General features: G+C 70.0%; 25 protein-coding genes. 8 read left to right on the plus strand and 17 right to left on the minus strand.

The annotated features are described in order from the left end of the window. Positions 1 to 14: 14 nt before the first annotated feature. The 5 genes from trpD to ACIPSA_RS01735 all read right to left on the minus strand — a co-directional run bounded on the left by trpD (position 15) and on the right by ACIPSA_RS01735 (position 5,419). Positions 15 to 1,079: an anthranilate phosphoribosyltransferase gene (gene trpD, locus ACIPSA_RS01715; RefSeq protein ID WP_402627569.1), complete on the minus strand. Its 1,065-nt coding sequence runs from the start codon at positions 1,077 to 1,079 to the stop codon at positions 15 to 17. 137 nt (positions 1,080 to 1,216) lie between these two features. Continuing rightward, positions 1,217 to 2,854, minus strand: a complete 1,638-nt coding sequence (locus ACIPSA_RS01720; RefSeq protein WP_402627571.1) for a cytochrome bc complex cytochrome b subunit — start codon at positions 2,852 to 2,854, stop codon at positions 1,217 to 1,219. Continuing rightward, positions 2,851 to 3,909 (minus strand): Rieske 2Fe-2S domain-containing protein, encoded by a 1,059-nt coding sequence (locus tag ACIPSA_RS01725; RefSeq protein ID WP_402627574.1) that lies wholly within the window; start codon positions 3,907 to 3,909, stop codon positions 2,851 to 2,853. Before ACIPSA_RS01725 ends, ACIPSA_RS01720 begins: the two co-directional genes overlap by 4 nt. Then, positions 3,906 to 4,718, minus strand: a complete 813-nt coding sequence (locus tag ACIPSA_RS01730; protein WP_402627576.1) for a c-type cytochrome — start codon at positions 4,716 to 4,718, stop codon at positions 3,906 to 3,908. Before ACIPSA_RS01730 ends, ACIPSA_RS01725 begins: the two co-directional genes overlap by 4 nt. 80 nt (positions 4,719 to 4,798) lie before the next feature. Continuing rightward, entirely contained in the window at positions 4,799 to 5,419 is a 621-nt protein-coding gene (locus ACIPSA_RS01735; protein WP_402627579.1) for a heme-copper oxidase subunit III, read from the minus strand. 190 nt (positions 5,420 to 5,609) lie between these two features. On the opposite strand from ACIPSA_RS01735, the gene ACIPSA_RS01740 reads away from it, so the two are divergent. Beyond that, on the plus strand, positions 5,610 to 6,011 hold the full coding sequence (locus ACIPSA_RS01740) for a hypothetical protein (protein WP_402627581.1): 402 nt from the start codon (positions 5,610 to 5,612) through the stop codon (positions 6,009 to 6,011). 43 nt (positions 6,012 to 6,054) lie between these two features. Here ACIPSA_RS01740 and ACIPSA_RS01745 read toward each other — a convergent pair whose 3' ends face one another. The 4 genes from ACIPSA_RS01745 to coxB all read right to left on the minus strand — a co-directional run bounded on the left by ACIPSA_RS01745 (position 6,055) and on the right by coxB (position 10,565). Continuing rightward, complete coding sequence (locus ACIPSA_RS01745; protein WP_402627584.1) at positions 6,055 to 7,311, minus strand: Ig-like domain-containing protein; 1,257 nt, start codon at positions 7,309 to 7,311, stop codon at positions 6,055 to 6,057. Positions 7,312 to 7,477: 166 nt separating this feature from the next. Then, positions 7,478 to 7,876 (minus strand): cytochrome c oxidase subunit 4, encoded by a 399-nt coding sequence (locus tag ACIPSA_RS01750; protein ID WP_402627587.1) that lies wholly within the window; start codon positions 7,874 to 7,876, stop codon positions 7,478 to 7,480. After that, entirely contained in the window at positions 7,873 to 9,609 is a 1,737-nt protein-coding gene (gene ctaD, locus ACIPSA_RS01755) for a cytochrome c oxidase subunit I (protein ID WP_402627589.1), read from the minus strand. Before ctaD ends, ACIPSA_RS01750 begins: the two co-directional genes overlap by 4 nt. Then, complete coding sequence (gene coxB, locus ACIPSA_RS01760) at positions 9,606 to 10,565, minus strand: cytochrome c oxidase subunit II (protein WP_402627592.1); 960 nt, start codon at positions 10,563 to 10,565, stop codon at positions 9,606 to 9,608. Before coxB ends, ctaD begins: the two co-directional genes overlap by 4 nt. A gap of 303 nt (positions 10,566 to 10,868) precedes the next feature. On the opposite strand from coxB, the gene ACIPSA_RS01765 reads away from it, so the two are divergent. Continuing rightward, a complete protein-coding gene (locus ACIPSA_RS01765) occupies positions 10,869 to 12,245 on the plus strand; it encodes a cysteine desulfurase/sulfurtransferase TusA family protein (RefSeq protein WP_402627594.1) in 1,377 nt (458 codons plus the stop codon). Here ACIPSA_RS01765 and ACIPSA_RS01770 read toward each other — a convergent pair whose 3' ends face one another. After that, a complete protein-coding gene (locus tag ACIPSA_RS01770; RefSeq protein ID WP_402627597.1) occupies positions 12,246 to 13,220 on the minus strand; it encodes a carbohydrate kinase family protein in 975 nt (324 codons plus the stop codon). A gap of 130 nt (positions 13,221 to 13,350) precedes the next feature. Here ACIPSA_RS01770 and ACIPSA_RS01775 point away from each other — a divergent pair, with 130 nt between their 5' ends. Together ACIPSA_RS01775 and ACIPSA_RS01780 are read left to right on the plus strand one after the other, a co-directional pair. Next, on the plus strand, positions 13,351 to 13,560 hold the full coding sequence (locus ACIPSA_RS01775; RefSeq protein WP_402627600.1) for a hypothetical protein: 210 nt from the start codon (positions 13,351 to 13,353) through the stop codon (positions 13,558 to 13,560). Between the two features lie 810 nt (positions 13,561 to 14,370). Then, positions 14,371 to 15,936, plus strand: coding sequence for a hypothetical protein (locus ACIPSA_RS01780; RefSeq protein ID WP_402629420.1), 1,566 nt, complete (start codon positions 14,371 to 14,373; stop codon positions 15,934 to 15,936). Between the two features lie 76 nt (positions 15,937 to 16,012). On the opposite strand, the gene erpA is transcribed toward ACIPSA_RS01780, so the two are convergent. Continuing rightward, positions 16,013 to 16,369, minus strand: coding sequence for an iron-sulfur cluster insertion protein ErpA (erpA, locus tag ACIPSA_RS01785; RefSeq protein ID WP_402627603.1), 357 nt, complete (start codon positions 16,367 to 16,369; stop codon positions 16,013 to 16,015). Between the two features lie 253 nt (positions 16,370 to 16,622). Between erpA and nadA the strand changes: the two genes are divergently transcribed. Continuing rightward, a complete protein-coding gene (nadA, locus tag ACIPSA_RS01790; RefSeq protein ID WP_402627606.1) occupies positions 16,623 to 17,807 on the plus strand; it encodes a quinolinate synthase NadA in 1,185 nt (394 codons plus the stop codon). A gap of 171 nt (positions 17,808 to 17,978) precedes the next feature. Here the strand turns inward: nadA and ACIPSA_RS01795 are convergent, their stop codons facing one another. From ACIPSA_RS01795 to ACIPSA_RS01810, 4 genes are all read right to left on the minus strand, one after another. Continuing rightward, positions 17,979 to 18,662 carry a response regulator gene (locus tag ACIPSA_RS01795; RefSeq protein ID WP_402627608.1) on the minus strand — a complete coding sequence of 228 codons (684 nt, stop codon included), beginning with the start codon at positions 18,660 to 18,662 and terminating at the stop codon, positions 17,979 to 17,981. Next, positions 18,659 to 19,879, minus strand: a complete 1,221-nt coding sequence (locus ACIPSA_RS01800) for a sensor histidine kinase (protein ID WP_402627611.1) — start codon at positions 19,877 to 19,879, stop codon at positions 18,659 to 18,661. The genes ACIPSA_RS01795 and ACIPSA_RS01800 overlap by 4 nt, the downstream gene beginning before the upstream one ends. A gap of 79 nt (positions 19,880 to 19,958) precedes the next feature. Next, positions 19,959 to 20,237: a hypothetical protein gene (locus ACIPSA_RS01805; protein WP_402629422.1), complete on the minus strand. Its 279-nt coding sequence runs from the start codon at positions 20,235 to 20,237 to the stop codon at positions 19,959 to 19,961. Positions 20,238 to 20,266: 29 nt separating this feature from the next. Beyond that, positions 20,267 to 21,058, minus strand: a complete 792-nt coding sequence (locus ACIPSA_RS01810; RefSeq protein ID WP_402627613.1) for a PspA/IM30 family protein — start codon at positions 21,056 to 21,058, stop codon at positions 20,267 to 20,269. Between the two features lie 269 nt (positions 21,059 to 21,327). Here ACIPSA_RS01810 and ACIPSA_RS01815 point away from each other — a divergent pair, with 269 nt between their 5' ends. Together ACIPSA_RS01815 and ACIPSA_RS01820 are read left to right on the plus strand one after the other, a co-directional pair. Beyond that, positions 21,328 to 21,954, plus strand: a complete 627-nt coding sequence (locus ACIPSA_RS01815) for a DUF3043 domain-containing protein (RefSeq protein ID WP_402627616.1) — start codon at positions 21,328 to 21,330, stop codon at positions 21,952 to 21,954. 83 nt (positions 21,955 to 22,037) lie between these two features. Continuing rightward, a complete protein-coding gene (locus tag ACIPSA_RS01820; protein WP_402627618.1) occupies positions 22,038 to 22,739 on the plus strand; it encodes a class I SAM-dependent methyltransferase in 702 nt (233 codons plus the stop codon). Between the two features lie 41 nt (positions 22,740 to 22,780). On the opposite strand, the gene ACIPSA_RS01825 is transcribed toward ACIPSA_RS01820, so the two are convergent. Then, positions 22,781 to 22,993 (minus strand): hypothetical protein, encoded by a 213-nt coding sequence (locus tag ACIPSA_RS01825; RefSeq protein ID WP_402627621.1) that lies wholly within the window; start codon positions 22,991 to 22,993, stop codon positions 22,781 to 22,783. A 207-nt stretch (positions 22,994 to 23,200) separates the two neighbouring features. Here ACIPSA_RS01825 and ACIPSA_RS01830 point away from each other — a divergent pair, with 207 nt between their 5' ends. Continuing rightward, on the plus strand, positions 23,201 to 24,409 hold the full coding sequence (locus tag ACIPSA_RS01830; protein ID WP_402627624.1) for a bifunctional adenosylcobinamide kinase/adenosylcobinamide-phosphate guanylyltransferase: 1,209 nt from the start codon (positions 23,201 to 23,203) through the stop codon (positions 24,407 to 24,409). A gap of 9 nt (positions 24,410 to 24,418) precedes the next feature. On the opposite strand, the gene ACIPSA_RS01835 is transcribed toward ACIPSA_RS01830, so the two are convergent. Next, positions 24,419 to 25,423, minus strand: coding sequence for a class I SAM-dependent methyltransferase (locus ACIPSA_RS01835; RefSeq protein WP_402627626.1), 1,005 nt, complete (start codon positions 25,421 to 25,423; stop codon positions 24,419 to 24,421). Positions 25,424 to 25,543 lie beyond the last annotated feature (120 nt).

Consider the following 25,543-nt stretch of genomic DNA (forward strand, 5'->3'; position numbering starts at 1 on the left):
CTGCTCGGGTTCCGTTACGCGTTGCTGGCCGCCACCCAGCGCTCCAGCACCCGCTTGGCCGCGCCGGAGTCGATGGACTCCGCGGCCTTGTCCATGCCGGCCCGGAGCTGCTCGGCCAGCGTCCCGGGGCCCGGGTCGAGGGCCACGAGGGCCGCCGCCGAGTTCAGGAGCACCGCGTCCCGCACGGGGCCCGTCTCGCCGTCGAGGAGCCGCAGTGCCACCGCCGCGTTGTACGACGGGTCCCCGCCCCGCAGCGCCTCGACCGGCACCAGTTCGATCCCGACGTCCCGCGGGTCGAAGCTCTCCTCGGTGACCTTGCCGTCCCGGACGACCCAGACGTGGGAGGTGGACGTCGTGGTCAGCTCGTCGAGGCCGTCGTCGCCGCGGAAGACCAGGGAGGAGTTGCCCCGGTCGGCGAGCACGCCGGCGATCATCGGCGCCATGCGCGGGTCGGCGACGCCCACCGCCTGGGACTTGACCTTCGCCGGGTTGGTCAGCGGGCCGAGGGCGTTGAAGACCGTCCGGATGCCCAACTGGCCGCGGGCGGCGGCGACATGGCGCAGTGCCGGGTGGAACTTCACCGCGAAGCAGAAGGTGATGCCCGCCTCCTCCGCGACCTCGGCCACCCGCCGGGGCGTGAGGTCGAGGTTGACGCCCAGCTTCTCCAGGACGTCCGAGGAGCCCGACGCGGACGAGGCCGCCCGGTTGCCGTGCTTGACGACCTTCGCTCCCGTGCCGGCCACCACGAGCGCCGACATCGTGGAGATGTTCACCGTCTTCGCGCCGTCGCCGCCCGTGCCGACGATGTCGACCGTGCGGCCCGACACCTCGATCGTGTTGGCGTGCTCGTACATCGCCCGGACGACTCCGGTGATCTCCTCGACCGTCTCGCCCTTGGCCCGCAGTGCCACCACGAAACCGGCGATCTGCGCGTCGGTCGCCTCGCCCCGCATGATCCGGTCCATCGCCCAGGCCGTCGCGTCGGCGCTCTGGTCACGACCGTCCAGCAGGGCGTTCAGTACCTCGGGCCAGGAACGGCCCGCCGCGGTGTCGCCTCCAGCGGGGGTCACAGCGCTCATAAGCCGCTCCTGGGTGAGGTCCCGGATTCCGGGACGCCGATCTCGACGAGCTCCACCCTATCCAGCCGCCGGGCACGGCGAAGGGCCCCGTCCGAACACCGGACGGGGCCCCTGCCGTGGCGTGGCGTGCGCAGCGATCAGTGGTGGCCGTGGCCGCTCGTGATCTCCTTGTACTCCTCGACAGTCGGCTTCGGGATCTGGTTGTCCTCGCCGTAGAGCGAGTCGCTGAGCTTGGCGCGCAGCTTCTGCGTGCCCGGCACCTTGCGCTCGACACCGTTCTCGTCGACCAGCGGGCCGATCTCGGCCGGCTTGTACTGCTCGTGCGCCGTGAGGGTGTGCAGCTGCTCCTGGCTGAGCGGCTCGTGGACCTCGATGAACTCACCGTGCGGCAGGCGCTTGATGATGCCGGTCTCGCGACCGTGCAGCACCTTGTCCCGGTCGCGGCGCTGCAGGCCGAGGCAGATCCGCTTGGTGAGGAGGAACGCGAGGACCGGTCCGACGAAGACGAAGATCCGGACGAACCAGGTGACCGCGTTGATCGACAGGTTGAAGTGCGTGGCCCACAGGTCGTTGCCACCGCCGACCAGCAGGATCAGGTACACCGTCATCCAGGCGACACCGAGGCCGGTGCGCGTCGGGGCGTTGCGCGGGCGGTCCAGGATGTGGTGCTCGCGCTTGTCGCCGGTGACCCAGGACTCGATGAACGGGTACACCGCGATCGCCGCCAGGACCAGCGGGAAGATCATCAGCGGGATGAACACGCCCAGGACGAGCGTGTGACCCCAGAAGTTGATCTCCCAGCCCGGCATGAAGCGGATCAGGCCCTCGGAGAAGCCCATGTACCAGTCGGGCTGGGCGCCGGTGGACACCTGGTCCGGACGGTAGGGGCCCATGGCCCAGATCGGGTTGATCTGCGCGACCGCGGAGATCACCGCGATCACACCGAAGACCAGGAAGAAGAAGCCTCCGGCCTTGGCCATGTAGACCGGCAGCAGCGGCATGCCGACGACGTTCTTCTCGGACTTTCCGGGTCCCGCGAACTGCGTGTGCTTGTGGTAGAAGACCAGGATCAGGTGGCCCACCATCAGGCCGAGCATGATGCCCGGTAGCAGCAGGATGTGGATCGAGTAGAACCGGGCGACGAAGTCGTGGCCGGGGAACTGACCGCCGAAGAGGAAGAACGACAGGTACGTGCCGACGATCGGCACGGACAGGACCGCGCCCTCCATGAAGCGGACACCGGTGCCGGAGAGCAGGTCGTCCGGGAGCGAGTAACCGGTGAAGCCGGTGAACATGCCCAGGACGAACAGCAGGAAGCCGAACAGCCAGTTGATCTCACGCGGCTTGCGGAACGCGCCGGTGAAGAACACGCGCATCATGTGCACGAACATGCCGGCGAGGAAGATCAGCGCGGCCCAGTGGTGGATCTGCCGGATGAGCAGACCACCGCGCACGTCGAAGGAGATGTGCAGGGTCGAGCTGAACGCCTCGGACATCAGCTGGCCCTGCAGCGGGACGTAGCTGCCGTGGTACTCCACCTCGTTCATCGACGGGTGGAAGAACAGCGTCAGGTACACACCCGTGAGGATGATGATGATGAAGCTGTACATGCACACTTCGCCCAACATGAACGACCAGTGGTCGGGGAAGATCTTGCGCATGTTGGACTTGGCCAGGGAGTAGATCCCGAGTCGGCCGTCGGCCCAGTCGGCGACGCGCTCGCCGGCCGGTGCCTTCCCGCGCGAGCGGGACTCTTCGTTCGTCGCAGTGCTCATCCGCGCTCCCAGAATGCAGGACCGACGGGCTCTTCGAAGTCGCCGAGCGCCTCGAGGTAGCCCTCGTCGTTCACGCCGATGCGGAGCTGCGGCAGGGCGTGACCGGCGGGACCGAAGATCACTCGGGCACCGTCGGAGAGGTCGAAGGTGGACTGGTGGCAGGGGCACAGCACGTGGTGCGTCTGCTGCTCGTACAACGAGATCGGGCAACCGACGTGGGTGCAGATCTTCGAGTACGCCACGATGCCCTCGTGCGACCACTGGAGCTCGCGCTTGTCCTTGATGTTGTCCGGCTGCAGCCGGACGATCATCAGGGCCGCCTTGGCGATCTCGGTCTGGAACTCCTCGTCGGTCTCCTCCAGGCCCTCGGGCTTGGCGAAGGTGAGCGAGCCGACGGCGACGTCCTCGGGACGCAGCGGCTCGTTGGTGTTCATGTTGACGAGCAGCTTGCCCTTGGCCCACAGCGTGTGGCGCAGCGAGCTGTGGGGCAGCGGGCCGAGGTCGCGCAGCAGCATGACGCCGGACAGCGGCACCAGGGTGAGCGCGCCGAACATCGTGTTGCGAATCAGCTTGCGACGGCCGATCGCCGACTCCTTGGCGCCCTGCCTGAAGTCCGCGTGGACCTGCGCGCGGAGCTCGGGGGACGCCTCGATCGGGTGACGCTCGGCGGCGACCTCCACGTCGGACATCAGGGTGCGGGCCCAGTGGACCGCGCCCGCGCCGATGCAGAACAGCGCCGTACCGAGGGTCAGGCCCAGCGCGAAGTTCAGCGCGCTGAGGTGGCCGATCGGGAAGACGAAGATCGACTTGTCGTGCGGGATCGCCACGTACGAGGCGATGAAGGCGACGGTGGCCAGCATCGAGACCGTGAACAGCAGGGCGACGACGCGCTCGGACCGCTTGGCGGCCCGCTCGTCGATGTCCTGGATCCGGTGCTCGTGGGGCGGCAGGCCGGGGTCCGAGAACGGGTTCTTCTCGTCCGCGACGCTCACCGCGCCGTGCGCGGTCTCCTGCTCAGCGGGCAGGTTCTCTTCTGGAATGTCTTGGCTACTCATGACTTCTTGGCCTTTGCGGTCCGAGCGGCGACCCAGACGGCGACCGCGATCAGTGCGCCGAGCCCGAAGATCCACGCGAACAGGCCCTCGGTGACCGGCCCGAGGCCGCCCAGCTCGAGACCGCCCGGGTTCTCCGTCTTTTCGCTGTTGACCGAGTTCAGGTACGCGATGACGTCCTTCTTGTTCTTCTCCGACAGGGTCGTGTCGGGGAAGGACGGCATGTTCTGCGGGCCGGTGAGCATGGCCTCGTAGATGTGCTTCGGGGCGACGCCCTCAAGGGACGGCGCGTACTTGCCATCGGTCAGCGCACCGCCCTTGCCGGTGAAGTTGTGGCACTGCGCGCAGTTGGTGCGGAACAGTTCGCCGCCCTTGGCGATGTCCGCGCCGTCGGGGCTGTACTGCTCACTCGTCGGCACCTGCGGGCCGGCGCCCAGCGAGGCGACGAACGCCGCGAGCTGGTCGATCTGGGCCTGCGTGTAGATGGGCTTCTTGCGCGGGACCTGGGCGCCCTGGGAGGTGGCGGCAGGCATACGGCCGGTGCCGACCTGGAAGTCGACGGCGGCGGCGCCGACGCCCACCAGGCTCGGCCCGTCGGAGGAGCCCTGGCCACCGGTGCCGTGGCAGCTGGCGCAGCCGACCGAGTAGAGCTTCTTGCCCTCCTCGATGGTCAGGGACTGGGCGGTTTCATCGGCCTGCGCCTTGCTCGCGGGCGCGAACACGGCGTACAGCCCCCCAGTGGCCGCCAGCGCGAGGAGTAGGACGACGACCGCCGCCAGCGGATGGCGTCGTCGTGCGGAGAGCTTTTTCACGGATTACCCCGGTGTCAGGATCTTCTGCGTCGATGCTTCTTGGATGTGCGTCACGGGAACGCACGTGGGATCGGGCCCGGCTACTTGATCATGTAGATCGTGGCGAAGAGGCCGATCCAGACGACATCGACGAAGTGCCAGTAGTAGGACACGACGATGGCCGCGGTCGCCTGCTCGTGGGTGAACCTCTTCGCCGCGTAGGTGCGGCCGAGGACGAACAGGAAGGCGATGAGGCCGCCCGTCACATGCATGCCATGGAAGCCGGTGGTCAGGTAGAACACCGAGCCGTACGGGTCGGAGGAGAGCGAGAGGCCGTCCTCCTTGACCAGGCTCGTGTACTCGTAGATCTGACCGCCGATGAAGATCGCACCCATGATGAAGGTGACGATGAACCAGGCCCGGAGCTTCTTCACGTCGCCGCGTTCGGCGGCGAAGACGCCCATCTGGCAGGTGAAGGAGGAGAGCACCAGGATCGTGGTGTTCGTCGCCGAGAACGGGAAGTTGAGATGGTCGGCCATCTGCTTCCAGTGATCCGGCCCTGTCACCGATCGCAGGGTGAAGTACATCGCGAAGAGGGCCGCGAAGAACATCAGCTCGGAACTCAGCCAGATGATGGTTCCGACGCTGGTGAGGTTCGGCCGGTTGACCGACGGGTGCGCGTGCCCGGTTTCTACTGTCGTTGCTGTCGCCACGACCGACATTATGTCGGTCGCTTATCCCGCCCTCACTCCGGGGGGTGCCGTTCGGAGTGTCCGTACCGTGTGTACTGCCCGGATGGCCCATCGGATCCTTCTTCGAAGTCGTGTCCGAGCCAGTGTTGACAGGGTGTCGGAAGGGGTAGCATCCGCGGCATCGGTCCTGTCCGTACGACGCTGACGTCTCGGAGGAACAATGCAGCCGACCGCCACGGTGCTGGTCTACAGCGACGACTCCAACACCCGCGAGCAGGTCCGGCTCGCCACGGGACGCCGGCCGGCTCCCGACGTCCCCCTGGTCGAGTTCGTGGAGTGCGCCACGCCCGCCGCTGTCGTCAGCGAGCTGGACAAGGGCGGCATCGACGTCTGCGTGCTGGACGGCGAGGCCGTGCCGATGGGCGGCATGGGCCTGTGCCGTCAGATCAAGGACGAGGTGTTCAACTGCCCGCCGGTGCTCCTGCTGATCGGGCGGCCCCAGGACGCGTGGCTGGCCACGTGGAGCCGTGCGGACGCCGCTGTGACGCTGCCTGTGGAGCCCGTGGAGTTCGCGGCGGCGCTGGCGTCCCTGCTGCGGCAGAAGAGGCTGCAGAGCGCCTAGGAGGCCGGGGTGCGGAGGAGGCACGGCCCGCACCCCGGGTGAGTCATACCGCCGTCGGCCGGAGCCGGTCCGCGTCCTCCGGCTTCGGGCCGTCCTGCCTGCCGTTCGTCAGGGCGCTGCCGGTGCGCCACTTCGCCCAGTCGACGTTCCAGTCGCCGAAGCCGTTGCCGAACGGCTCCATCTCGTGCCCGTTGGAGTTGACGACCTTGACCAGGTCGCCGGGGCGGACCGTGTTGAAGAACCACTGGGCGTTGCTGTCGTTCATGCCGGTGCAGCCGTGGCTGACGTTCTCGTAGCCCTGGGAGCCGACGGACCAGGGGGCGGCGTGGACGTACTCGCCGGACCAGGTGACCCGGGTCGCGTAGTAGACCGGCAGGTCGTAGGAGTCCGAGGTGCCCTCGGCGATGCCGACGGTGGTGCCCTTCATGCGTACGAAGTACTGCTTCTCCAGCACGACCTTGACGCCGTTGCGGGTCTCGAAGCCCGGCTTTCCGGTGGTGACCGGGATCGTGTTGATCACCTTGCCGTTCTTGTAGACCGTCATGGAGTGCGCCGAGGCGTCCGTGACCGCGAGGAGCTGGTCACCCGTGGTGATCGTCAGCGGCTTGGCCTTCCCGCCCCACAGCCGGTCGCCGACCCTGATGCCCTCCAGGTTGCTGTGCACCTGGACGGTGGCGTGGATGGGCCAGTAGTCCTTGGGACGGAAGTGGAGTTGCTTGTCGCTCACCCAGTACCAGGTGCCGTCCACGGCGGGCGTGGAGTCCACCCTGAGGGCGCGTTCGACGACGGCGCGCTGGGCCTTGTCCTTGACGGGCTGGTTGAGGTCGGCGGTGATGGGCTGACCGACGCCGTATTCGCCCGCCTTGGGCCCGAAGGTGACGTCCAGGGTCTTCTTGCCGGTGGGCTTGGTGGTGTCGAAGGTGAGGACCTTGCGACCGGGTGCCCCGTCCTCGTCCTCGGTGCTGACCCGCACCGTGTAGCGGGAGTCGGCGGCGAGCGGTGAGGTGCTGTGCCACCGGCTGCCGTCGGCGGCGAGTTCGCCCACCACATAGCGCCCCGTCGCATCCGTGGCCGTGACGTCCGTGATGCGCTCGTCGCCCTCGGCCGTGACCTCCAGAGGCTTGTCCGGGTCGGCCTTCTTCCCTGCGCCGGCGGGGGTGTTGAAGGAGAGCTGGTCCGTCGCGTCGTACGGCGTCGCCGCCAGGGGATTGCCGTGCGAACCGCACGCGGTGGCGCCGACGGCGGTCACCAGCAGCGTGCAGCCGACGACGACGGTGCGGGTGCGCGATGAGGTTCTCATGAACTCACGCTAAGAAGAGTTGTCGGCCGCGGCGCGGTGGGTGAGGCGGACGGGGGAACGGCCCGTGGCGCGGTCGTGGCGCGGTCGTGGCGCGGTCGTGGCGCCCAAAGACAAGGAGCCCGGACCTCGTGACGAGGTCCGGGCTCCCTGAGCGCTCGGCGCCGTGCTACTGGGTGCGGTTCTCACCGTGGTAGTACTCGAAGACCCAGCCGAACAGGCCGATCATGATGAACGGTACGCCGAAGTACAGCAGCCACCAGCCGACCGCGACACCGAGGAAGGCCAGCGCGCCACCGAAGCCGAGGGCGAGCGGCTGCCAGCTGTGCGGGCTGAAGAAGCCCAGCTCGCCCGCGTCGTCCGCGACGTCGGCCTCCTTGTTGTCCTGGGCACCCGCGTCGACCCGCCGGGCGGTGAAGCCCAGGTAGAAGCCGACCATGATGCTCAGGCCGAAGGCCAGGAAGAGCGCCGTGGTACCGGCCGGCTCCTTCGACCACACGCCATAGACGATCGCAATGACGAGGAGGAAGACGCTCAGCCACATGAACATCCGGCCCTGGATCTTCACTTGCCGGCCTCCTTGTTGCCCGCGATGGCGCTGCTGCCGTGACCGGCGAACTCCAGCTGCTCCATGGCGGCGATCTCCGGGTGGTGCAGGTCGAACGCCGGGGATTCACTGCGGATCCGCGGCAGGGTGAGGAAGTTGTGGCGCGGCGGCGGGCAGGACGTCGCCCACTCCAGCGAACGGCCGTAGCCCCACGGGTCGTCGACCTCGACCTTCTTGCCGTACTTGGCCGTCTTCCACACGTTGTAGAGGAACGGCAGGATCGACAGGCCGAGCAGGAACGAGCTGATCGTCGAGACCGTGTTCAGCGCGGTGAAACCGTCGGCCGCGAGGTAGTCCGCGTAACGACGCGGCATGCCCTCGACACCCAGCCAGTGCTGCACCAGGAAGGTGCCGTGGAAGCCGACGAACAGCGTCCAGAAGGTGATCTTGCCGAGGCGCTCGTCGAGCATCTTGCCCGTCATCTTCGGCCACCAGAAGTGGAAGCCGGAGAACATCGCGAAGACGACCGTACCGAAGACCACGTAGTGGAAGTGCGCCACCACGAAGTACGAGTCGGAGACGTGGAAGTCCATCGGCGGCGACGCCAGGATGACACCGGTCAGACCACCGAACGTGAAGGTGATCAGGAAGCCGACGGCCCAGAGCATCGGGGTCTCGAAGGACAGCGAGCCCTTCCACATGGTGCCGATCCAGTTGAAGAACTTCACACCGGTCGGGACCGCGATCAGGAAGGTCATGAAGGAGAAGAACGGCAGCAGCACACCGCCGGTGACGTACATGTGGTGCGCCCACACGGTCACGGACAGGCCGGCGATCGAGATGGTCGCGGCGATCAGACCCATGTAGCCGAACATCGGCTTGCGGGAGAAGACCGGGATGACCTCGGAGATGATGCCGAAGAACGGCAGGGCGATGATGTACACCTCTGGATGGCCGAAGAACCAGAAGAGGTGTTGCCACAGTAGTGCTCCGCCGTTGGCGGCGTCGAAGACGTGTGCGCCGAACTTGCGGTCCGCCTCCAGGGCGAACAGCGCGGCCGCGAGGACCGGGAAGGCGAGCAGGACCAGGACGGCGGTCAGCAGCACGTTCCACACGAAGATCGGCATGCGGAACATGGTCATGCCCGGGGCACGCATGCAGATGATCGTGGTGATGAAGTTGACCGCGCCGAGGATGGTGCCGAAGCCGGAGAAGGCCAGACCCATGATCCACATGTCGGCGCCGATGCCCGGCGAGCGGACCGCGTCCGACAGCGGGGAGTAGGCGAACCAGCCGAAGTCGGCCGCGCCGTCCGGGGTGAGGAAGCCGCCGACGGCGATCGTCGAGCCGAACAGGTAGAGCCAGTAGGCGAACATGTTCAGCCGCGGGAAGGCGACGTCCGGGGCGCCGATCTGGAGCGGCATGATCCAGTTCGTGAAACCGGCGAACAGCGGCGTCGCGAACATCAGCAGCATGATCGTGCCGTGCATCGTGAACGCCTGGTTGAACTGCTCGTTCGACATGATCTGCAGGCCCGGACGGGCCAGCTCGGCACGCATGAGCAGTGCCATCACGCCGCCGATCAGGAAGAACGCGAACGACGTGACGAGGTACAGCGTTCCGATCGTCTTGTGGTCGGTGGTCGTCAGCCACTTCACCACGACGTTGCCGGGCTGCTTGCGCCTGACCGGCAGCTCGTTCTCGTAAGAGTCCTCAGCTGCCGCGGCACCCTGGGGTTCGTTGAGGATGCTCACAGGTTGTTCGTCTCCCGGTTCTTCTCGTGCGGCGTCTGCGCGATGCCGGCGGGAATGTAACCGGTCTGCCCCTTCTTGGCGAGGTCCTTGAGGTGCTGCTCGTAGCGCTCGGGGGAGACGACCTTCACGTTGAACAGCATCCGGGAGTGGTCGACGCCGCAGAGCTCGGCGCACTTGCCCAGGAAAGTGCCCTCATGGTTGGGGACCACCTGGAAGGCGTTGGTGTGGCCCGGGATGACGTCCTGCTTCATCAGGAACGGCACCACCCAGAAGGAGTGGATGACGTCACGCGAGGTGAGGACGAAGCGGACCGTCTTGCCCTCAGGGAGCCAGAGGGTCGGGCCGGGGTTGCCGGTCTGCTGGTTCTTCGTGCCCGGCGTACCGACGTCGTAGACACCGCCGGCGTTCGCCGGGAAGTCCTTCTTGAACCGGTCCGGAATGGCAAGCAGTTCCGGAGAGGTCTTGGCGTTGCCGGTGGAACCGGGGACGTCCTCGATGTAGTTGAAGCCCCAGCTCCACTGGAAGCCGACCACGTTGACCGTGACGTCGGGCTTCTTGGAGAGGTCCAGGAGCTTCGTCTCGTCCCGGGCCGTGAAGTAGAACAGGACCGAGATGATGATGATCGGGACCACCGTGTACAGCGCCTCGATCGGCATGTTGTACCGGGTCTGCGGAGGTACCTCGACCTTGGTGCGGCTGCGCCGGTGGAACAGGGCGCTCCACAGGATCAGGCCCCACACCAGCACGCCCACGGCGAGCGCGGCAGCCCAGGAGCCCTGCCAGAGGGAGAGGATCCGCGGAGCCTCTTCCGTGACCGGGGTGGGCATACCAAGGCGGGGGAAGTCCTTGTATGTGCAACCGGTAGCGGTCGCCAGGACCAGGCCCGCGGTCATTGCCTGCAGCAGCTTCCGCCGCATCGGGCGCCGCGGCGAGCGGTCGGAGCCGTTGGGACTCACGTAGCGCCTTCCCGAGAGTCTCGCCCGCGCGGTTGGCTGCGGCCTTCTCGCTGGTCGGTCGCCGTCCTGCGTCGGGCAGGGGTTTGATGTTTATGCGGACCAAACCCTAGCCGACGCCCTCCGGGGGTTCGCGGGGAGGGTGGCATACGCGCTACGGGTCACCCGAAAGCGCCTAGTTGCTCGGGGGTTCGGGTGGTTTGGCGAGTGCCGGATCGTCGTGGCTGGTCGCGCCCCGCGGCGGAGCCGCATATCGGCACAGTCCCGCGCCCCTTCGTGACTTGCCGGACGCTTTAACGTTGCCGTATGTCCTACTTCGATGCCGCCTCCGCCGCTCCTCTTCATCCTGTTGCCCGTCAGGCGCTGTTGGCCTCGCTCGACGAGGGGTGGGCCGATCCCTCTCGCCTGTACCGGGAAGGGCGGAAGGCGCGGATCCTGCTGGATGCCGCGCGGGAGGCGGCTGCCGAGGTTGTGGGGTGTCGGGCCGACGAGCTGGTGTTCACCTCATCGGGCACCCGTGCCGTGCACAGCGGTGTCGCGGGCGCGTTGGCGGGTCGTCGGCGGACCGGACGTCACCTGATCGTGTCAGCGGTCGAACACTCCTCGGTACTCCATTCGGCGGAGGTGTTCGAGGCGGACGGCGGGACGGTGACCCGGGTGCCGGTGCTGCGTACGGGCGCGGTGAGCGTCGAGTCGTACGCGAAGGCGCTGCGCCCGGACACCGCGCTGGCCTGTCTGCAGTCGGCCAACCACGAGGTGGGGACCGAGCAGCCGGTGGCGGCGGTGGCCGAGGTGTGCCGGGCGGCCGGGGTGCCGCTGCTGGTGGACGCGGCCCAGTCGCTCGGCTGGGGGCGGGTCGAGGGCGACTGGTCGCTGCTGGCGGCGAGTGCCCACAAATGGGGCGGGCCGTCCGGGGTCGGGCTGCTCGTGGTCCGCAAAGGTGTCCGGTTCGCGCCCCAAGGGGCCGTGGACGAGCGGGAGTCGGGGCGGGCGGCCGGGTTCGAGAACCTTCCGGCCATCGTGGCCGCGGCGGCCTCGCTGCGGGCGGTGCGCGCGGAGGCGGCCCGGGAGGCGGTACGGCTGCGGGAGCTGACGGAGCGGATCCGGGCGCGGGTACCGGAGTTGGTGCCGGACGTGGAGGTGGTCGGCGATCCGGACCGCCGGGTGCCAGGGGTCGTCACCTTCTCCTGTCTCTATGTCGACGGAGAGGCTCTGCTCCACGAGCTGGACCGGGAGGGCTTCTCCGTCTCGTCCGGATCGTCCTGCACGAGCAGCACGCTGACGCCGAGCCATGTGCTGAAGGCGATGGGGGTGCTGACCGAGGGGAACGTGCGGGTGTCGCTGCCGCCGGGGACGGCGGAGGAGGACGTCGAGCGGTTCCTGACGGTGCTTCCGGGGGCGGTGGCCGGGGTGCGGGAGAAGCTCGGGGCACCGGCTCCGGCGACCGTGGTGCGGGCCGAGGAGCTGGTGGTGGACGCGCTCGGCAAGCGGTGCCCGATCCCGGTGATCGAGCTGGCCAAGGTCATCGGGGACGTGCCGGTGGGCGGCACGGTGCGGGTCCTCTCGGACGACGAGGCCGCCCGGCTGGACATTCCCGCGTGGTGCGAGATGCGGGGGCAGGAGTACGTCGGTGAGGAACCGGCGGACCACGGGTCGGCGTACGTGGTCCGCCGGGTGTCCTGATCAGGCGAGGTGCGCCCGGACCTCGGCGGCGGCGTCGTGGCCGTACGCCTTGGTGAAGCGGTCCATGAAGTGGACGCGGCGCAGCTGGTACTCCTGGGTGCCGACCGTCTCGATGACGAGGGTGGCGAGCATGCAGCCGACCTGGGCGGCGCGCTCCAGGGAGACACCCCAGGCCAGGCCGGAGAGGAAGCCGGCGCGGAAGGCGTCGCCGACGCCGGTGGGGTCGGCCTTGCGCTCCTCCTCCGGGCAGCCGACCTCGACCGGGTCCTCACCCACCCGCTCGATCCGGACGCCGCGCGAGCCGAGGGTGGTGACGCGGTACCCGACCTTGGCCAGGATCTCCTCGTCGGTCCAGCCGGTCTTGGACTCGATGAGGCCCTTCTCGTACTCGTTGGAGAAGAGGTACGTCGCCCCGTCCAGCAGTATCCGGATCTCCTCGCCGTCCATGCGGGCGATCTGCTGGGAGAAGTCGGCGGCGAACGGGATGGAGCGGGAGCGGCACTCCTCGGTGTGGCGGAGCATCGCCTCCGGGTCGTCGGCGCCGATCAGGACCAGGTCGAGGCCGCCGACACGGTCCGCGACGGTCTTCAGCTCGATGAGGCGGGCCTCGCTCATCGCGCCCGTGTAGAAGGAGCCGATCTGGTTGTGGTCGGCGTCGGTGGTGCACACGAAGCGGGCGGTGTGCAGGGTCTCGGAGATGCGGACCGAGTCGGTGTCGACGCCGTGCCGGTCGAGCCAGGCGCGGTACTCGTCGAAGTCGAAGCCCGCGGCGCCGACCAGTATCGGCTTCGAGCCGAGCTGACCCATGCCGAAGGCGATGTTCGCAGCGACGCCGCCCCGGCGTACGTCCAGGTTGTCGACCAGGAAGGAGAGCGAGACCGTGTGCAGCTGGTCCGCGACGAACTGGTCGGCGAAACGGCCGGGGAAGGTCATGAGGTGGTCGGTGGCGATGGAGCCGGTGACTGCGATGCGCACGGCGGGGACTCTCCTGGAGGGAGGCGGATTGACAGTTCACGCTACCGGGTTCGGGCGGGGCTCTGAAGTTGGCAAAACTACCCGATAGTAGATCTTTCTTCGCGCGGCTCTACGTGCTTACGGTTCCGCCATGACGAACCTGAAGGTCCATGCCCCCTCTCCGGCCGACCTCGAGGGCGACCTGGCGTCGCTGCGCGGGGACTGTGCGCGGATGGCAGCCCACTGGGCAATTCCCGAGCACGTCGATGCCCGTCCGGTGTCTCCGTCACTCATCCACGGCGTGACCGTCCCGGCCAGGTCCGCCCGGCTGCTGGATGCCATGTCGGACTACGGCGACTGAGTGAAGTACGCCCCCTGATCCGCCCCGGCGCCTGTCAGGGAACCGCGCGCTCCCCCGCTGCGTCCCATCGCCGTCCCCCGTGCAGGGGATGCGGGATACGACCCAGCAAGGAGCGATGCGGTGAACACCGAGCGACCCGACAACGACGACGCGGAGGCCTCCGTCAGGCCGCGGCACACCGAGCCCGGCGTCGGAACCCCCGCGGGCGACTCGGAGACGGACCGGAAGCCGGACGTCGCCCTTGAGACCCCGGGCGGCGAGGCCGCCGAACCGGAGCCGGAAGCGTCGGGCGGCGCAACCCCTGAGCCGAAGGCCGGCCAGGGGCCGCCGGGCGACGAGACGCCCAGGGCGGAGACCGGGTCCCGAGCCCCGGAGGGCGCCCGCCCCGCTGCGGAGGCCGACACCGGGACACCCGACGACCAGCCCACCGAGCCGAAGACCGAGACCACGACGCCGGGCGGCGAGACCACCGACCAGGGGACCGGGGCCCAGGTCCCGGAGGGCGCCCGCCCCGCGGCGGAGGACGACACCGAGACACCGGACGACCAGGCCACCGAACCGAAGACCGAAACCGCGTCGCCGGGCGGCGAGACCACCGACCAGGAGACCGGGGCCCAGGTCCCCGAGGGTGCCCCGCACCCTGCTGAGGCCCATGCCGACGCACCCGGTGGCGAAGCCGCTGAGGCGGCGGCCGGGCGCCGGGGTGCGGACGGCAACGCCGTCACGCCGGCCGCCGAGGCCGAGGCGCGTAGCGGCGACGTCGCCGAGGCCGGGCGCGGAGCGGCGGGGGCGGAGGCGGACGTCCACGTACTGGAGGGTGCCGGCCCGGTGCCGGACGCCGGCCATGGACCGGTTCCGGAGATCGGTCGAGTCGCCGGGGACGACGACGAGCACGCCTCGCGGCGACGTTCCCCGGCGCTCGTCGCCTCCGTCGCGGCCGCCGTGCTGCTGATCGGGGGCGGTGGGGCATATCTGGCCACCACCGCCGGCGGCGGCTCGGCGGGTACGGGGTCGTCGGCGTCCGGTGGCGGGAACACTCCCCCGCCGCTCGCCCTCGACGGTTACACCGCCTCCTCGGGCGGCACGGAGGGCATCGCGCCCGGTGAGCCCAACCCGTACGGCGTGACCTACCAGGCGAACGGCACACTGCCCGACGGGCCCGGCTCGGCGGCGGTGTACCGGCCGACGGGCGAGGTCACCAAGGACGAGGTGGCCCGGCTGGCCGAGGCGTTCGGGGTCGAGGGGACTCCGGTGGCCGAGGGGCAGACCTGGCGGGTCGGCTCGGGGAAGGACGGCTCGGGGCCGGTCCTCCAGGTCAACAAGGAGGCGCCGGGTTCCTGGAGCTTCAGCCGGTACGCACCCGGCACGGACAACTGCAAGAAGATCACCGTCTGCACCCACGACCCCGGCGCCCCGGCCGGCGACCCGGTGAGCGTGGCGGCCGCGGAGAAGGCGGCGGCACCGATCCTGAAGGCGCTGGGCCAGGACGACGCGAAGATCGACGCCGGCCAGGTGATGGGCGCCCAGCGGGTGGTGAACGCCGACCCGGTGGTCGGCGGCCTGCCCACGTACGGCTGGACGACCGGGCTGACCGTCAGCAAGCAGGGCGAGGTGATCGGCGGCAGCGGGCTGCTGAAGGCGCCGGTGAAGGGGGACACGTATCCCGTCCTGAGCGCGCAGAAGACGCTGGACCTGATGAACGCGGCACCGCGGACCGACCACCGCATGGGCATCGGCGGCTGCGCCAGTCCCGTACCGCTGAAGAACCGGCTCGAACAGCCGTGCAGTTCGTCGACGCCGACGGCCGGACAGGACCCGGGTTCGTCGACGCCGACGCCGGGGCAGGAGCCGAACACGGTCACGGTCGAGCACGCGGTGTTCGGGCTGGCCGCGCACTCCGTCGAGGGACGGCAGACACTGGTGCCGTCCTGGCTGTTCGAGGTGCAGGGCTCGCAGGCCAGGGGCACCTTCACCGTGACGTATCCGGCGGTCGACCCGAAGTACCTGACCTCGTCGTCGACGCCCTCCGCGGAGCCGACCTCACCGGGCGACCAGCCGACCTCGGCGCCGAAGACGAAGAACGTCCCGGTGGACGGCTACACGGCCGACGACAAGGAACTGACCGTGCGCTTCACGGGCGGGGTGTGCGCCGACTACACGGCGTCCGCCGACGAGGGCTCGGAGCAGGTGACGGTCACGGTGACGGAGAAGCCCTGGCCGAACAAGATCTGCATCCTCATCGCCAAGCAGTACGAGCAGACCGTACAGCTGGACAAGCCCCTCGGCACCCGGAAGGTCGTCGGCTCCGACGGCAAGGAGATCCCGAAGGTGAAGCCGGGAGCGCGGCTCCCGGCACCGTCCTCGCAGGCGCGCTAGTCGCGGCCACCCGGACGCGCGAAGGCGGCGGCCCTGTCGGAGGGGGCCGCCGCCTTCGCGGTGTTCGCGGTGCGGGTCAGCTGAAGGAGTCGCCACAGGCGCAGGAGCCCGTCGCGTTCGGGTTGTCGATCGTGAAGCCCTGCTTCTCGATCGTGTCCACGAAGTCGACGGTCGCGCCCCCCAGGTACGGAGCGCTCATGCGGTCGGTGACGACCTTGACTCCGTCGAAGTCCTTCTCCACGTCGCCGTCGAGGGAACGCTCGTCGAAGAAGAGCTGGTAGCGCAGGCCGGAGCAGCCGCCGGGCTGGACGGCGACGCGCAGGGCGAGGTCGTCACGGCCTTCCTGGTCGAGCAGGGCCTTGACCTTGGACGCCGCGGCGTCGGTCAGAACGATGCCGTCGGTGACGGTGGTGGTCTCGTCCGATACGGACATCTACATCTCTCCCGGGTTGTACGGAGACTGCTTGCCGACAGTGCAACCGGCGGGCCCACGAATTCATTCCGGGCCGAGCACTTGCGTTTTCGGTTCCTCTTCATGCTCGCATATGCGTCCTTGAGCGAAAAGTGAGCCGTGCACGAACCCACCGGGATTCACGTCACATCGACGCTATGGCCATCGTCAAACTGACGTGAGCCGGTTATGATAGATAGCGTCAGATCGACGAAAAGAAGAAAGGGTGCGTGTCGTGACCACCGCCCAGACCCAGGAGCTCGACGTACAGCCGACTCCCCTCGCCCTGCTGCTCCTCGGCCGCGAAGCCGACCCGAAGAGCGAGCGCGGCGTCGAGTGCCCCGGTGACCTCCCCTCGCCGTCCGACCCGGACCTGGTCGAGCGCGCCCGCGCCGCCAAGGAGAAGCTCGGCGACAAGGTCTTCGTGCTCGGCCACCACTACCAGCGCGACGAGGTCATCCAGTTCGCCGACGTCACGGGCGACTCCTTCAAGCTGGCGCGGGACGCGGCGGCGCGCCCGGAGGCCGAGTACATCGTCTTCTGCGGCGTCCACTTCATGGCCGAGTCGGCCGACATCCTGACGTCCGGCGACCAGAAGGTCGTCCTGCCCGACCTCGCGGCCGGCTGCTCCATGGCCGACATGGCGACGGCCGAGCAGGTGGCGGAGTGCTGGGACGTGCTGACGGAGGCCGGCATAGCCGAGCAGGTCGTGCCCGTCTCGTACATGAACTCCTCCGCGGACATCAAGGCGTTCACAGGCAAGCACGGCGGCACGATCTGTACGTCGTCGAACGCCAAGCGTGCCCTGGAGTGGGCCTTCGAGCAGGGCGAAAAAGTCCTGTTCCTCCCCGACCAGCACCTGGGCCGCAACACCGCCGTCCGCGACATGGGCATGTCCCTCCAGGACTGCGTCGTCTACAACCCGCACAAGCCGAACGGCGGGCTGACCGCGGACGAGCTGCGCGCGGCCAAGATGATCCTGTGGCGCGGGCACTGCTCGGTCCACGGCCGCTTCAACCTGGACTCCGTGAACGACGTGCGCGCCCGGATCCCCGGCGTGAACGTCCTGGTCCACCCCGAGTGCACGCACGAGGTCGTGGCCGCCGCGGACCACGTCGGCTCGACGGAGCACATCATCAAGACCCTGGAGGCCGCCCCGGCCGGCTCCAAGTGGGCCATCGGCACGGAGCTGAACCTGGTCCGCCGCCTGGCGAACCGTTTCGCGCCCGAGGGCAAGGAGATCGTCTTCCTCGACAAGACGGTCTGCTTCTGCTCGACCATGAACCGCATCGACCTCCCCCACCTGGTCTGGACCCTGGAGTCCCTGGCCGAGGGCAACCTGGTCAACCGCATCGAGGTCGACCAGGAGACCGAGGCGTTCGCCAAGCTGGCGCTGGAGCGGATGCTCGCACTGCCGTAAAGCACCCCCGCACACACCGGAGCGGTGCCCCGCACACCGAGGGGCACCGCTCTTTCAGCGGTATCTCGTCTTTCGGCCATATCTCGGCGGGTCAGCCCACACCTCGGCGGATCAGCCCACACCTCGACGCGTCAGCCCGCACCTCGGCGGATCAGCCCGCACCTCGGCGCGTCAGTCCGTCCTAGGACGTACCAGGCCCGACTCGTACGCGATCACCACGAGCTGCGCCCGGTCCCGGGCCCTCAGCTTGGCCATGGCCCGGTTGACATGTGTCTTCACCGTCAACGGGCTGACCTCCAGACGCTCGGCGATCTCGTCGTTGGAGTGGCCGCCGGCGACCTGGACGAGCACCTCACGCTCCCGGCCGGTGAGCGCCTCCAGCCGCCCGGAGAGGGCGGGGTCGCGGTCGTCGCCCGCCGCGTCCCCCTGGGCGAGGAAGCGGGCGATCAGACCCTTGGTGGCCGTCGGGGACAGCAGGGCCTCGCCGCCCGCGGCGACCCGGATGGCGTTGAGGAGCTCCTCGGGCTCGGACCCCTTGCCGAGGAAGCCGGAGGCACCGGCCCGCAGCGCCCGCACCACGTAGTCGTCGACCTCGAAGGTCGTCAGGATCACCACACGGACGTCCGCGAGGGCCGGGTCGGCGCTGATCAGACGGGTGGCCGCGAGGCCGTCGGTGCCCGGCATCCGGATGTCCATGAGGACGACGTCGGGCTGCCGCTCCCCGGTCAGCCGCACCGCCTCCGCCCCGTCGGACGCCTCGCCCACGACCTCCATGTCCGGCTCGGAGTCCACGAGCACCCGGAAGGCGCTGCGGAGCAGTGCCTGGTCGTCGGCGAGCAGGACACGGATGGTCATGCGGGCTCCCCCGTGGCGACGGTGCGGGTCTTGACCGGCAGGATCGCATGGACGCGGAAGCCGCCTCCGTAGCGGGGACCGGTGGTGAGGGTGCCGCGCAGGGCGGTGACGCGTTCACGCATGCCGAGCAGGCCGTGGCCGCCGCCGGCCTCGGTGGCCGTCTCCTCCCCCGAACCGTCGTCGAGGACGGTGACCTCGATGTGCGGTCCCACGCGTACGACGCTGACCTCGGCCCTGGCGTCGGGGCCCGCGTGCTTCTGCACGTTGGTCAGAGCCTCCTGGATGATCCGGTACGCGGCCAGGTCGACGGCGGCGGGGAGCGTGGTGCCCTGGTCGGCGCGGGCGACCTCGACCCGGAGTCCGGCGCTGCGGAAGGTGCCGGCGAGCTCGTCGAGGCGGCTCAGGCCGGAGGCCGGTTCGGTGGGGGCCTCGGGGTCGCCGGACTGGCGGAGGAGGCCGACGGTGGCGCGGAGCTCGTTGAGTGCGGAGCGGCTGGCGTCGCGTACGTGCGCGAGGGCCTCCTTGGCCTGGTCGGGCCGCTTGTCCATGACATGGGCGGCGACTCCGGCCTGGACGTTGACCAGGGCGATGTGGTGGGCGACGACGTCGTGCAGGTCGCGGGCGATGCGCAGCCGCTCCTCGGCGACGCGCCGCCGAGCCTCCTCCTCCCGGGTGCGCTCCGCGCGCTCGGCCCGTTCCCGCATGGCCTGGACGACCGCGCGGCGGCTGCGGACGGCGTCGCCCGCGGTGGCACCTATGCCGGTCCAGGCGAAGATGGCGAGGTTCTCCTGGGCGTACCACGGGAGGGGTCCGGCGAGCATGGCGGCGCCGGTCAGCACGGTCATGGTGAGCAGGCCGGCCCGCCAGGTGGTGGGACGGTCGGTGGCGGACGCGACCGTGAAGAGGGCCACCACGGCGGCCATCGCGACCGGGGCCCGGGGGTCGCCGGTGACGCACTCGACGAGGGAGACGGTGCCGGTGATCGCGAGGACCGTCCTGGGCGCGCCGCGGCGGAAGACGAGCGCGGCGGCGCCGACCGTCATGAGGAGCAGGCTGAGGAGGTCCGGGCTGCGGACGCCCCAGGTGACGTCGCCCTCCCCCTGGGGGTCCACGAAGGACCCGACGACCATGCACACCAGCACGCCCGCCGCGATCGCCGCGTCGAGCGCGAGGGGGTGCGCCCTGGCCCGGCAGCGGGCCCGGTCGATAGTGCTCACGGAATGAACAGTACGTTCCTGGGGGCTGCCGCCCCCAGACCCGTTCTCCGGCCCGGACGGCCTCGTCGAGAGGTTCCCGTCATCCAGGGATCAGGCCGTCGTCGCTCAGCAGCGCCCTGACCTCCTCCAGGGTCGCGTCGGGCGACGGCAGGATGAGGTCGGAGGGGTCCAGGGAGTCGTCGGGCACGGGCTCGCCCAGGTCGCGGACCTTGGTCAGGAGGGACTGGAGGGTACGGCGGAAGCCGGGGCCGTCGCCGTTCTCCATCTCGGCCAAGAGTTCGTCGTCCAGCTTGTTCAGTTCGGTGAGGTGGCTGTCGGCCAGCCTCACCTGGCCCTCCCCCATGATCCGTACGATCATGTCCGCCATCTCGCCCTCCAGGCCGTCGGCTACTGCTTGTCGAAGCGCGGGGTGTCCTGCGGCTGCTGCTGGGACTGCGACTGGCCCGTGCCGCCCTCGATCGCCTGCTGGGGCGCGCCTCCGGCCAGCTCCGCCTTCATCCGCTGCAGTTCCAGCTCTACATCCGTACCACCGGAGAGCCGGTCCAGCTCGGCCGCGATGTCGTCCTTGGCCATGCCGGTCGGGTCGTCGAGGGCACCGGAGGCGAGCAGTTCGTCGATGGCGCCGGCGCGTGCCTGGAGCTGCTGCGTCTTGTCCTCGGCGCGCTGGATGGCCAGGCCGACGTCGCCCATCTCCTCGGAGATGCCGGAGAAGGCCTCGCCGATGCGGGTCTGGGCCTGGGCGGCGGTGTAGGTGGCCTTGATCGTCTCCTTCTTCGTACGGAAGGCATCGACCTTGGCCTGGAGGCGCTGGGCCGCGAGGGTGAGCTTCTCCTCCTCGCCCTGGAGCGTGGAGTGCTGCGTCTCCAGGTCCGTGACCTGCTGCTGGAGGGCGGCGCGACGGGACAACGCCTCGCGGGCCAGGTCCTCACGGCCCAGCGCGAGCGCCTTGCGGCCCTGGTCCTCCAGCTTGGAGGACTGCTGCTGGAGCTGGTTGAGCTGGAGTTCCAGCCGCTTGCGCGAGGTGGCCACGTCGGCGACGCCGCGACGGACCTTCTGGAGCAGCTCCAGCTGCTTCTGGTACGAGTAATCGAGGGTCTCGCGCGGGTCCTCGGCCCGGTCAAGGGCCTTGTTCGCCTTCGCGCGGAAGATCATCCCCATACGCTTCATGACACCGCTCATGGGCTTCGCGCGCCCCCTTCTGACGGACTCCAGCTCACAGATCCTGCGACAGAACCCACAGTACGGGCCCTGCCTCCATTACCGCACTGTTCGGGGGCGGATGCGCTCCTCCCCAAGGACGAGTACGGACGGTCCCGCTCCGGCGTAGGGAGTAGGTGGCCCCCCAAGTCACCTCCCGGGTGACCGCCGGGTGAACCGTCTGCAACATCCCCTCTGTCCCCCTACAGACGTCCGGTGTTGCCGGATCGTTCCCAGCCTGGCTGGGGTCCATGCGCCGTCACCCCGTACCCTTGGGTTTTGTGTTCCGTAGCCGTGCCAAGGAAGAGAAGGCCCCCGCCGACAAGGCGGCGGTGACCGACTCCAAGCAGCCCCGTGACCCGCAGGCCCCCAAGGGCAGGCCCACGCCCAAGCGCAGTGAGGCCCAGTCCCAGCGCCGCAGCGTCGCCAACACGCCGATGACGCGCAAGGACGCCGCCAAGCGGCAGCGCGACGAGCGCCGCGTCCAGATGGAGCGGCAGCGCCAGGCGCTGGCCGGCGGCGACGAGCGGTTCCTGCCCGCGCGCGACAAGGGCCCGGTCCGCAAGTTCGCCCGCGACTGGGTCGACTCGCGCATCAACGTGGCGGAGTTCTTCCTGCCACTGGCCGTGGTCATCCTGGTGCTGAGCGTGGTGCGGGTGCCCGCGCTGCAGAACGTCGCGCTGATGCTGTGGCTGGTCGTGATCGTGCTGATCGTGCTCGACTCGATCCTCTCGGGCTTCCGTCTGCGGAAGCAGCTGGGCGAGCGCTTCCCGGACCAGAACAGGCGGGGCGCGGTCGCCTACGCCCTGATGCGCTCCCTGCAAGTGCGCCGGCTCCGGCTGCCCAAGCCGCAGGTCAAGCGCGGAGAGCGGCCCTGAGCGCAGAGGCTTTCTCCGGGGGCGCGGCCGATGCCTGGCTGAGCAAGCTGGGCGGCCTGCGGGATGTCGTACGCCAGGAGCTGGTGGCCCGGCAGCTCGACGAGCAGATAGCCGGGCGGTTCCCGGTCGGGCAGCGACTGCGGGTGCTCGACGTGGGGATGGGCCAGGGCACGCAGGCGCTGCGGCTGGCCCGGGCCGGGCACCAGGTGACCGGCGTGGAGCGGGACGCCACGATGATCGCGGCCGCGCGGGAGGCCCTGTGCCGGCAGCCGGAGGGCATCCGCGAGCGGATGCGGATCGTCCAGGGCGACGGGCAGGACACCGGCGTGCACTTCCTGCCGGGCAGCTTCGACGTGGTGCTGTGCCACGGGGTGCTCATGTACGTCGAGGAACCGGACCCGCTGCTGGCCGGGCTGGCCCGGATGCTCGCCCCGGGCGGGCTGCTGTCGCTGCTGGTGCGGAACGGGGACGCGCTGGCCATGCGGCCCGGGCTGGACGGTGACTGGGCGGGTGCGCTCGGCGCGTTCGACACGACCGCCTACCGGAACCGGCTGGGGCTCGACGTGCGGGCCGACCGGCTGGAGTCGCTGACGGCCACGCTGGCCGGGATCGGGGCCCCGCTGCACGCCTGGTACGGGGTGCGCGTCTTCACCGACACGGCCGCGGACGGCGCGGAGATCCCGGCGGACCTGGACACGCTGCTGGCCGCCGAGGCGCGGGCCGGGCGGACCGATCCGTACCGGGGGGTCGCGGCGCTGCTGCATCTGTGCGGGGTGCGGGGCTGACCCTGGGCGGCCGTCGGCACGGCCGCCCCGCCGCACCCGTCCTACGACTCCTCGGCGTGCAGGCTCATCGGCCCGTAGATCTCCGTGGCGTCCTCGAAGAGCCGCACCTGGTCCGCGCCGCCCTCCATGAGCCCCTTCCAGTACTCGCCGATCCAGGACTCGGCATCGCCCTGCGTGGTGAACTCCTCGGGCTGCACCGCGGGCTGGACCTCCGTCCCGTCGGCCTTCTCGAACCGCCACGTCCATGCCGCCATGTACGCCTCCCTGGTGTCAGCACGTGCAGACCAGAAGCCGGATCTTGATCCGGCTCCTCTGCGCAGCCTATTCGCTCCGCTGGGTTGGCTGTGAGAGGCCGGGTCGTGGTTGTCTGCGGGTGAGTGGGGGCTGGTCGCGCCGTTCCCCGCGCCCCTAAGGGGCGCCACAGGTTCGCGGCACCAGCAGAGCCACGGGAACATTGGTACGTGGAAGTGACCTTGCTCGGTACCGGTGCCCCCGCGGGACTCCCCCGCCCCGACTGTCCCTGTGCTGTCTGCGCGAGCGCGCTCGGGCCGGATGCGCGGGCGGCCACCGCGCTGCTCGTGGACGGGGTCCTGCTGATCGACCTGATGCCCGGGGCGGCGTTCGCGGCGGCGCGGGCCGGGCGTTCGCTGGGCGGGGTACGGCAGGCGCTCCTCTCGCATCCGCACGACGGGCCGGCGGTGGAGGTTCCCGCCGGGCTGCCGCAGCCGGTGCGGGTGCCGGACGGGCGGGAGTTGGCGCTGCTGACGGGTCATCGGGTACGCGCGCTGGCGATGGACGCGGGTGGCACCGGATACGCGGTGACCGGGCCCGCCGGGCAGCGGCTGCTGTACCTGCCGCCGGGGGCCGCGCCGGCCGGGCTGGAGGAGGGGTCGGCTCCCGGCGAGGTGTACAACCTGGTCCTCGCGGACGTCGTGGGGCGGCCGGACGCGCTGGCCAAGCTGCGGGCGGTGGGGGCCGTCGGGCCGACGACCGACGTGGTTGCCGTGCATCTGGACCACGACGTGCCGCCGGGCGCGGAGTTGCGCCGGCGGCTGGCCGCCGCGGGGGCGCGTGCGGTGCCGGACGGGACGACGCTGGTGGTGGGGGCGTACGAGGAGGTGCCCGACGTGCCGCGGCGCACGCTGGTCCTCGGCGGCGCGCGCTCGGGGAAGTCGGTGGAGGCCGAGCGACGGCTGGAGACGTTTCCCGACGTGCTGTACGTGGCGACGGGCGGCTCACGCAGCGGCGACGCGGAGTGGGCTTCGCGGGTGGCCGCGCACCGGGAACGGCGTCCGGGGTCGTGGCGTACGACGGAGACGTGCAACCTGGTGCCCCTGCTCGCGGAGGACGGGCCGCCCCTGCTGATCGACTGTCTGTCGCTGTGGCTGACGGATGCGATGGACTCCGTCGGAGCGTGGGACGACGCGGAGTGGGCGGCCGGCGGTGAACGGGCGCTGAGGGAGCGGGTGCGGGAGCTGACGGCGGCGGTACGGGCCACCCGGCGGACCGTCGTCGCCGTGTCGAACGAGGTCGGGTCGGGCATCGTGCCGGCCACGGCGTCCGGGCGGCGCTACCGGGACGAACTCGGTCGGCTGAACTCGGCGTTCGCGGCCGAGTGCGAGCAGGTTCTGCTGGTGGTCGCCGGGCAGGCCGTGGTGCTGCGTGGGTGACGACAGGTCCTAGGGCGACTGCTCGGTCCAGGGCGACTGCTCGGTGCCCTTGCGGGCGATGATGCGGTAGGCGTTCGAGAAGCGGGTCCGGCGGAGCAGGGGGGCCAGGGTGTGGTCCAGGGCTGTCGCCGCGGTCACCAGGGGGGTGGTCGCCGGCAGCCAGGCCTTCGGCAGGACGTGGGCCAGGGCCAGCGAGAGGGCGGCTGACAGGTCGTAGGGGATGTGGGGTGCCCGGCGGTCGGTCGTGACGATGGTGCAGCCCTGGGACTCCAGTTCCGTGCGGAGGTTGTCCAGGGGCATCAGGTGGAGGTGGCCGGGCTGGCCGTAGGGCAGCCACCACTTGCCGAGGAGCATGCCGAACGCGCTGTGCGGGTCGGGGACTTCGACAAGGAGGTGGCCGCCGGGGCGGAGCGCGGCGAGGGCGGCGCGGAGTTCGGCGCGCGGGTCGGGGGTGTGTTCCAGGTGGTGGAACATGCTGACCACGTCGTAGCGGGAGCGCAGGCGGGCGAGGATCGCGGGGGTGGTGAGCTGGCCCCGGTGGGCCTCCTCGATGCGGCCGGCCTCGCGGGCCTGCTCGACGCGGGAGGTCGGGTCCAGGCCGTCGAAGGACGTGTAGACGAAGAGTTCCCTCGCCGTCTCCGGGAAGTGGGCGTGGCCCGTGCCGACGTCCAGCCAGCTCTCCGGTTCGGGCAGCGCGAGCATCGCGCGGGCGGCGGCCCGGTGGCGCCGGCGGGCGGGGCGGGTGGCGAGGATGCGTTCGGCGAAGTCCCGCAGGTGTCCCTCGTAGAAGTCCCGGTGGTGGAAGGCGAGTCCCTCGGAGGTGAGGCGCGGGTTCTGGAAGGCGTGGGCGCAGTCGCGGCACTCGTCGACCACGAATGTGCCCCGCTGGTACCGGCGGCGGTCGGGCGCGCGCAGCCGGGTGCGCAGGCGCTTCGAGCCGCACCAGGGGCAGTTCTCGCGGCGGGGCTCGTGAAATCCGTCGATGGACTGCGGGGTGGGGGGCGAGGGCGGCATGAATGAACGGCTCCCTATACGACATTCCGCGGCAAAATGGAACGTAGGGGATCGCGATCTTGAATGCCAAGACGCCGTACGGGTGTGGTGGCGATGTGACGCGGAAGCGTTCGTTCGGTG

It is taken from the genome of Streptomyces sp. NPDC086549, assembly GCF_044746205.1.
In the GTDB taxonomy this organism is placed as follows: Bacteria; Actinomycetota; Actinomycetes; order Streptomycetales; family Streptomycetaceae; genus Streptomyces.

Excerpts from the sequence above, each read along its gene's own strand:
- ACIPSA_RS01745 (WP_402627584.1), bottom strand. The coding sequence starts at position 7,311 with ATGAGAACCTCATCGCGCACCCGCACCGTCGTCGTCGGCTGCACGCTG.
- erpA (WP_402627603.1), bottom strand. The coding sequence starts at position 16,369 with ATGTCCGTATCGGACGAGACCACCACCGTCACCGACGGCATCGTTCTG.
- ACIPSA_RS01825 (WP_402627621.1), bottom strand. The coding sequence starts at position 22,993 with ATGGCGGCATGGACGTGGCGGTTCGAGAAGGCCGACGGGACGGAGGTC.
- ACIPSA_RS01720 (WP_402627571.1), bottom strand. The coding sequence starts at position 2,854 with ATGAGCACTGCGACGAACGAAGAGTCCCGCTCGCGCGGGAAGGCACCG.
- ACIPSA_RS01725 (WP_402627574.1), bottom strand. The coding sequence starts at position 3,909 with ATGAGTAGCCAAGACATTCCAGAAGAGAACCTGCCCGCTGAGCAGGAG.
- ACIPSA_RS01805 (WP_402629422.1), bottom strand. The coding sequence starts at position 20,237 with ATGATCGTACGGATCATGGGGGAGGGCCAGGTGAGGCTGGCCGACAGC.
- ACIPSA_RS01775 (WP_402627600.1), top strand. The coding sequence starts at position 13,351 with ATGACGAACCTGAAGGTCCATGCCCCCTCTCCGGCCGACCTCGAGGGC.
- ACIPSA_RS01765 (WP_402627594.1), top strand. The coding sequence starts at position 10,869 with ATGTCCTACTTCGATGCCGCCTCCGCCGCTCCTCTTCATCCTGTTGCC.
- ACIPSA_RS01740 (WP_402627581.1), top strand. The coding sequence starts at position 5,610 with ATGCAGCCGACCGCCACGGTGCTGGTCTACAGCGACGACTCCAACACC.
- ACIPSA_RS01815 (WP_402627616.1), top strand. The coding sequence starts at position 21,328 with ATGCGCCGTCACCCCGTACCCTTGGGTTTTGTGTTCCGTAGCCGTGCC.
- trpD (WP_402627569.1), bottom strand. The coding sequence starts at position 1,079 with ATGAGCGCTGTGACCCCCGCTGGAGGCGACACCGCGGCGGGCCGTTCC.
- ACIPSA_RS01795 (WP_402627608.1), bottom strand. The coding sequence starts at position 18,662 with ATGACCATCCGTGTCCTGCTCGCCGACGACCAGGCACTGCTCCGCAGC.
- ACIPSA_RS01735 (WP_402627579.1), bottom strand. The coding sequence starts at position 5,419 with ATGTCGGTCGTGGCGACAGCAACGACAGTAGAAACCGGGCACGCGCAC.
- ACIPSA_RS01810 (WP_402627613.1), bottom strand. The coding sequence starts at position 21,058 with ATGAGCGGTGTCATGAAGCGTATGGGGATGATCTTCCGCGCGAAGGCG.
- ACIPSA_RS01835 (WP_402627626.1), bottom strand. The coding sequence starts at position 25,423 with ATGCCGCCCTCGCCCCCCACCCCGCAGTCCATCGACGGATTTCACGAG.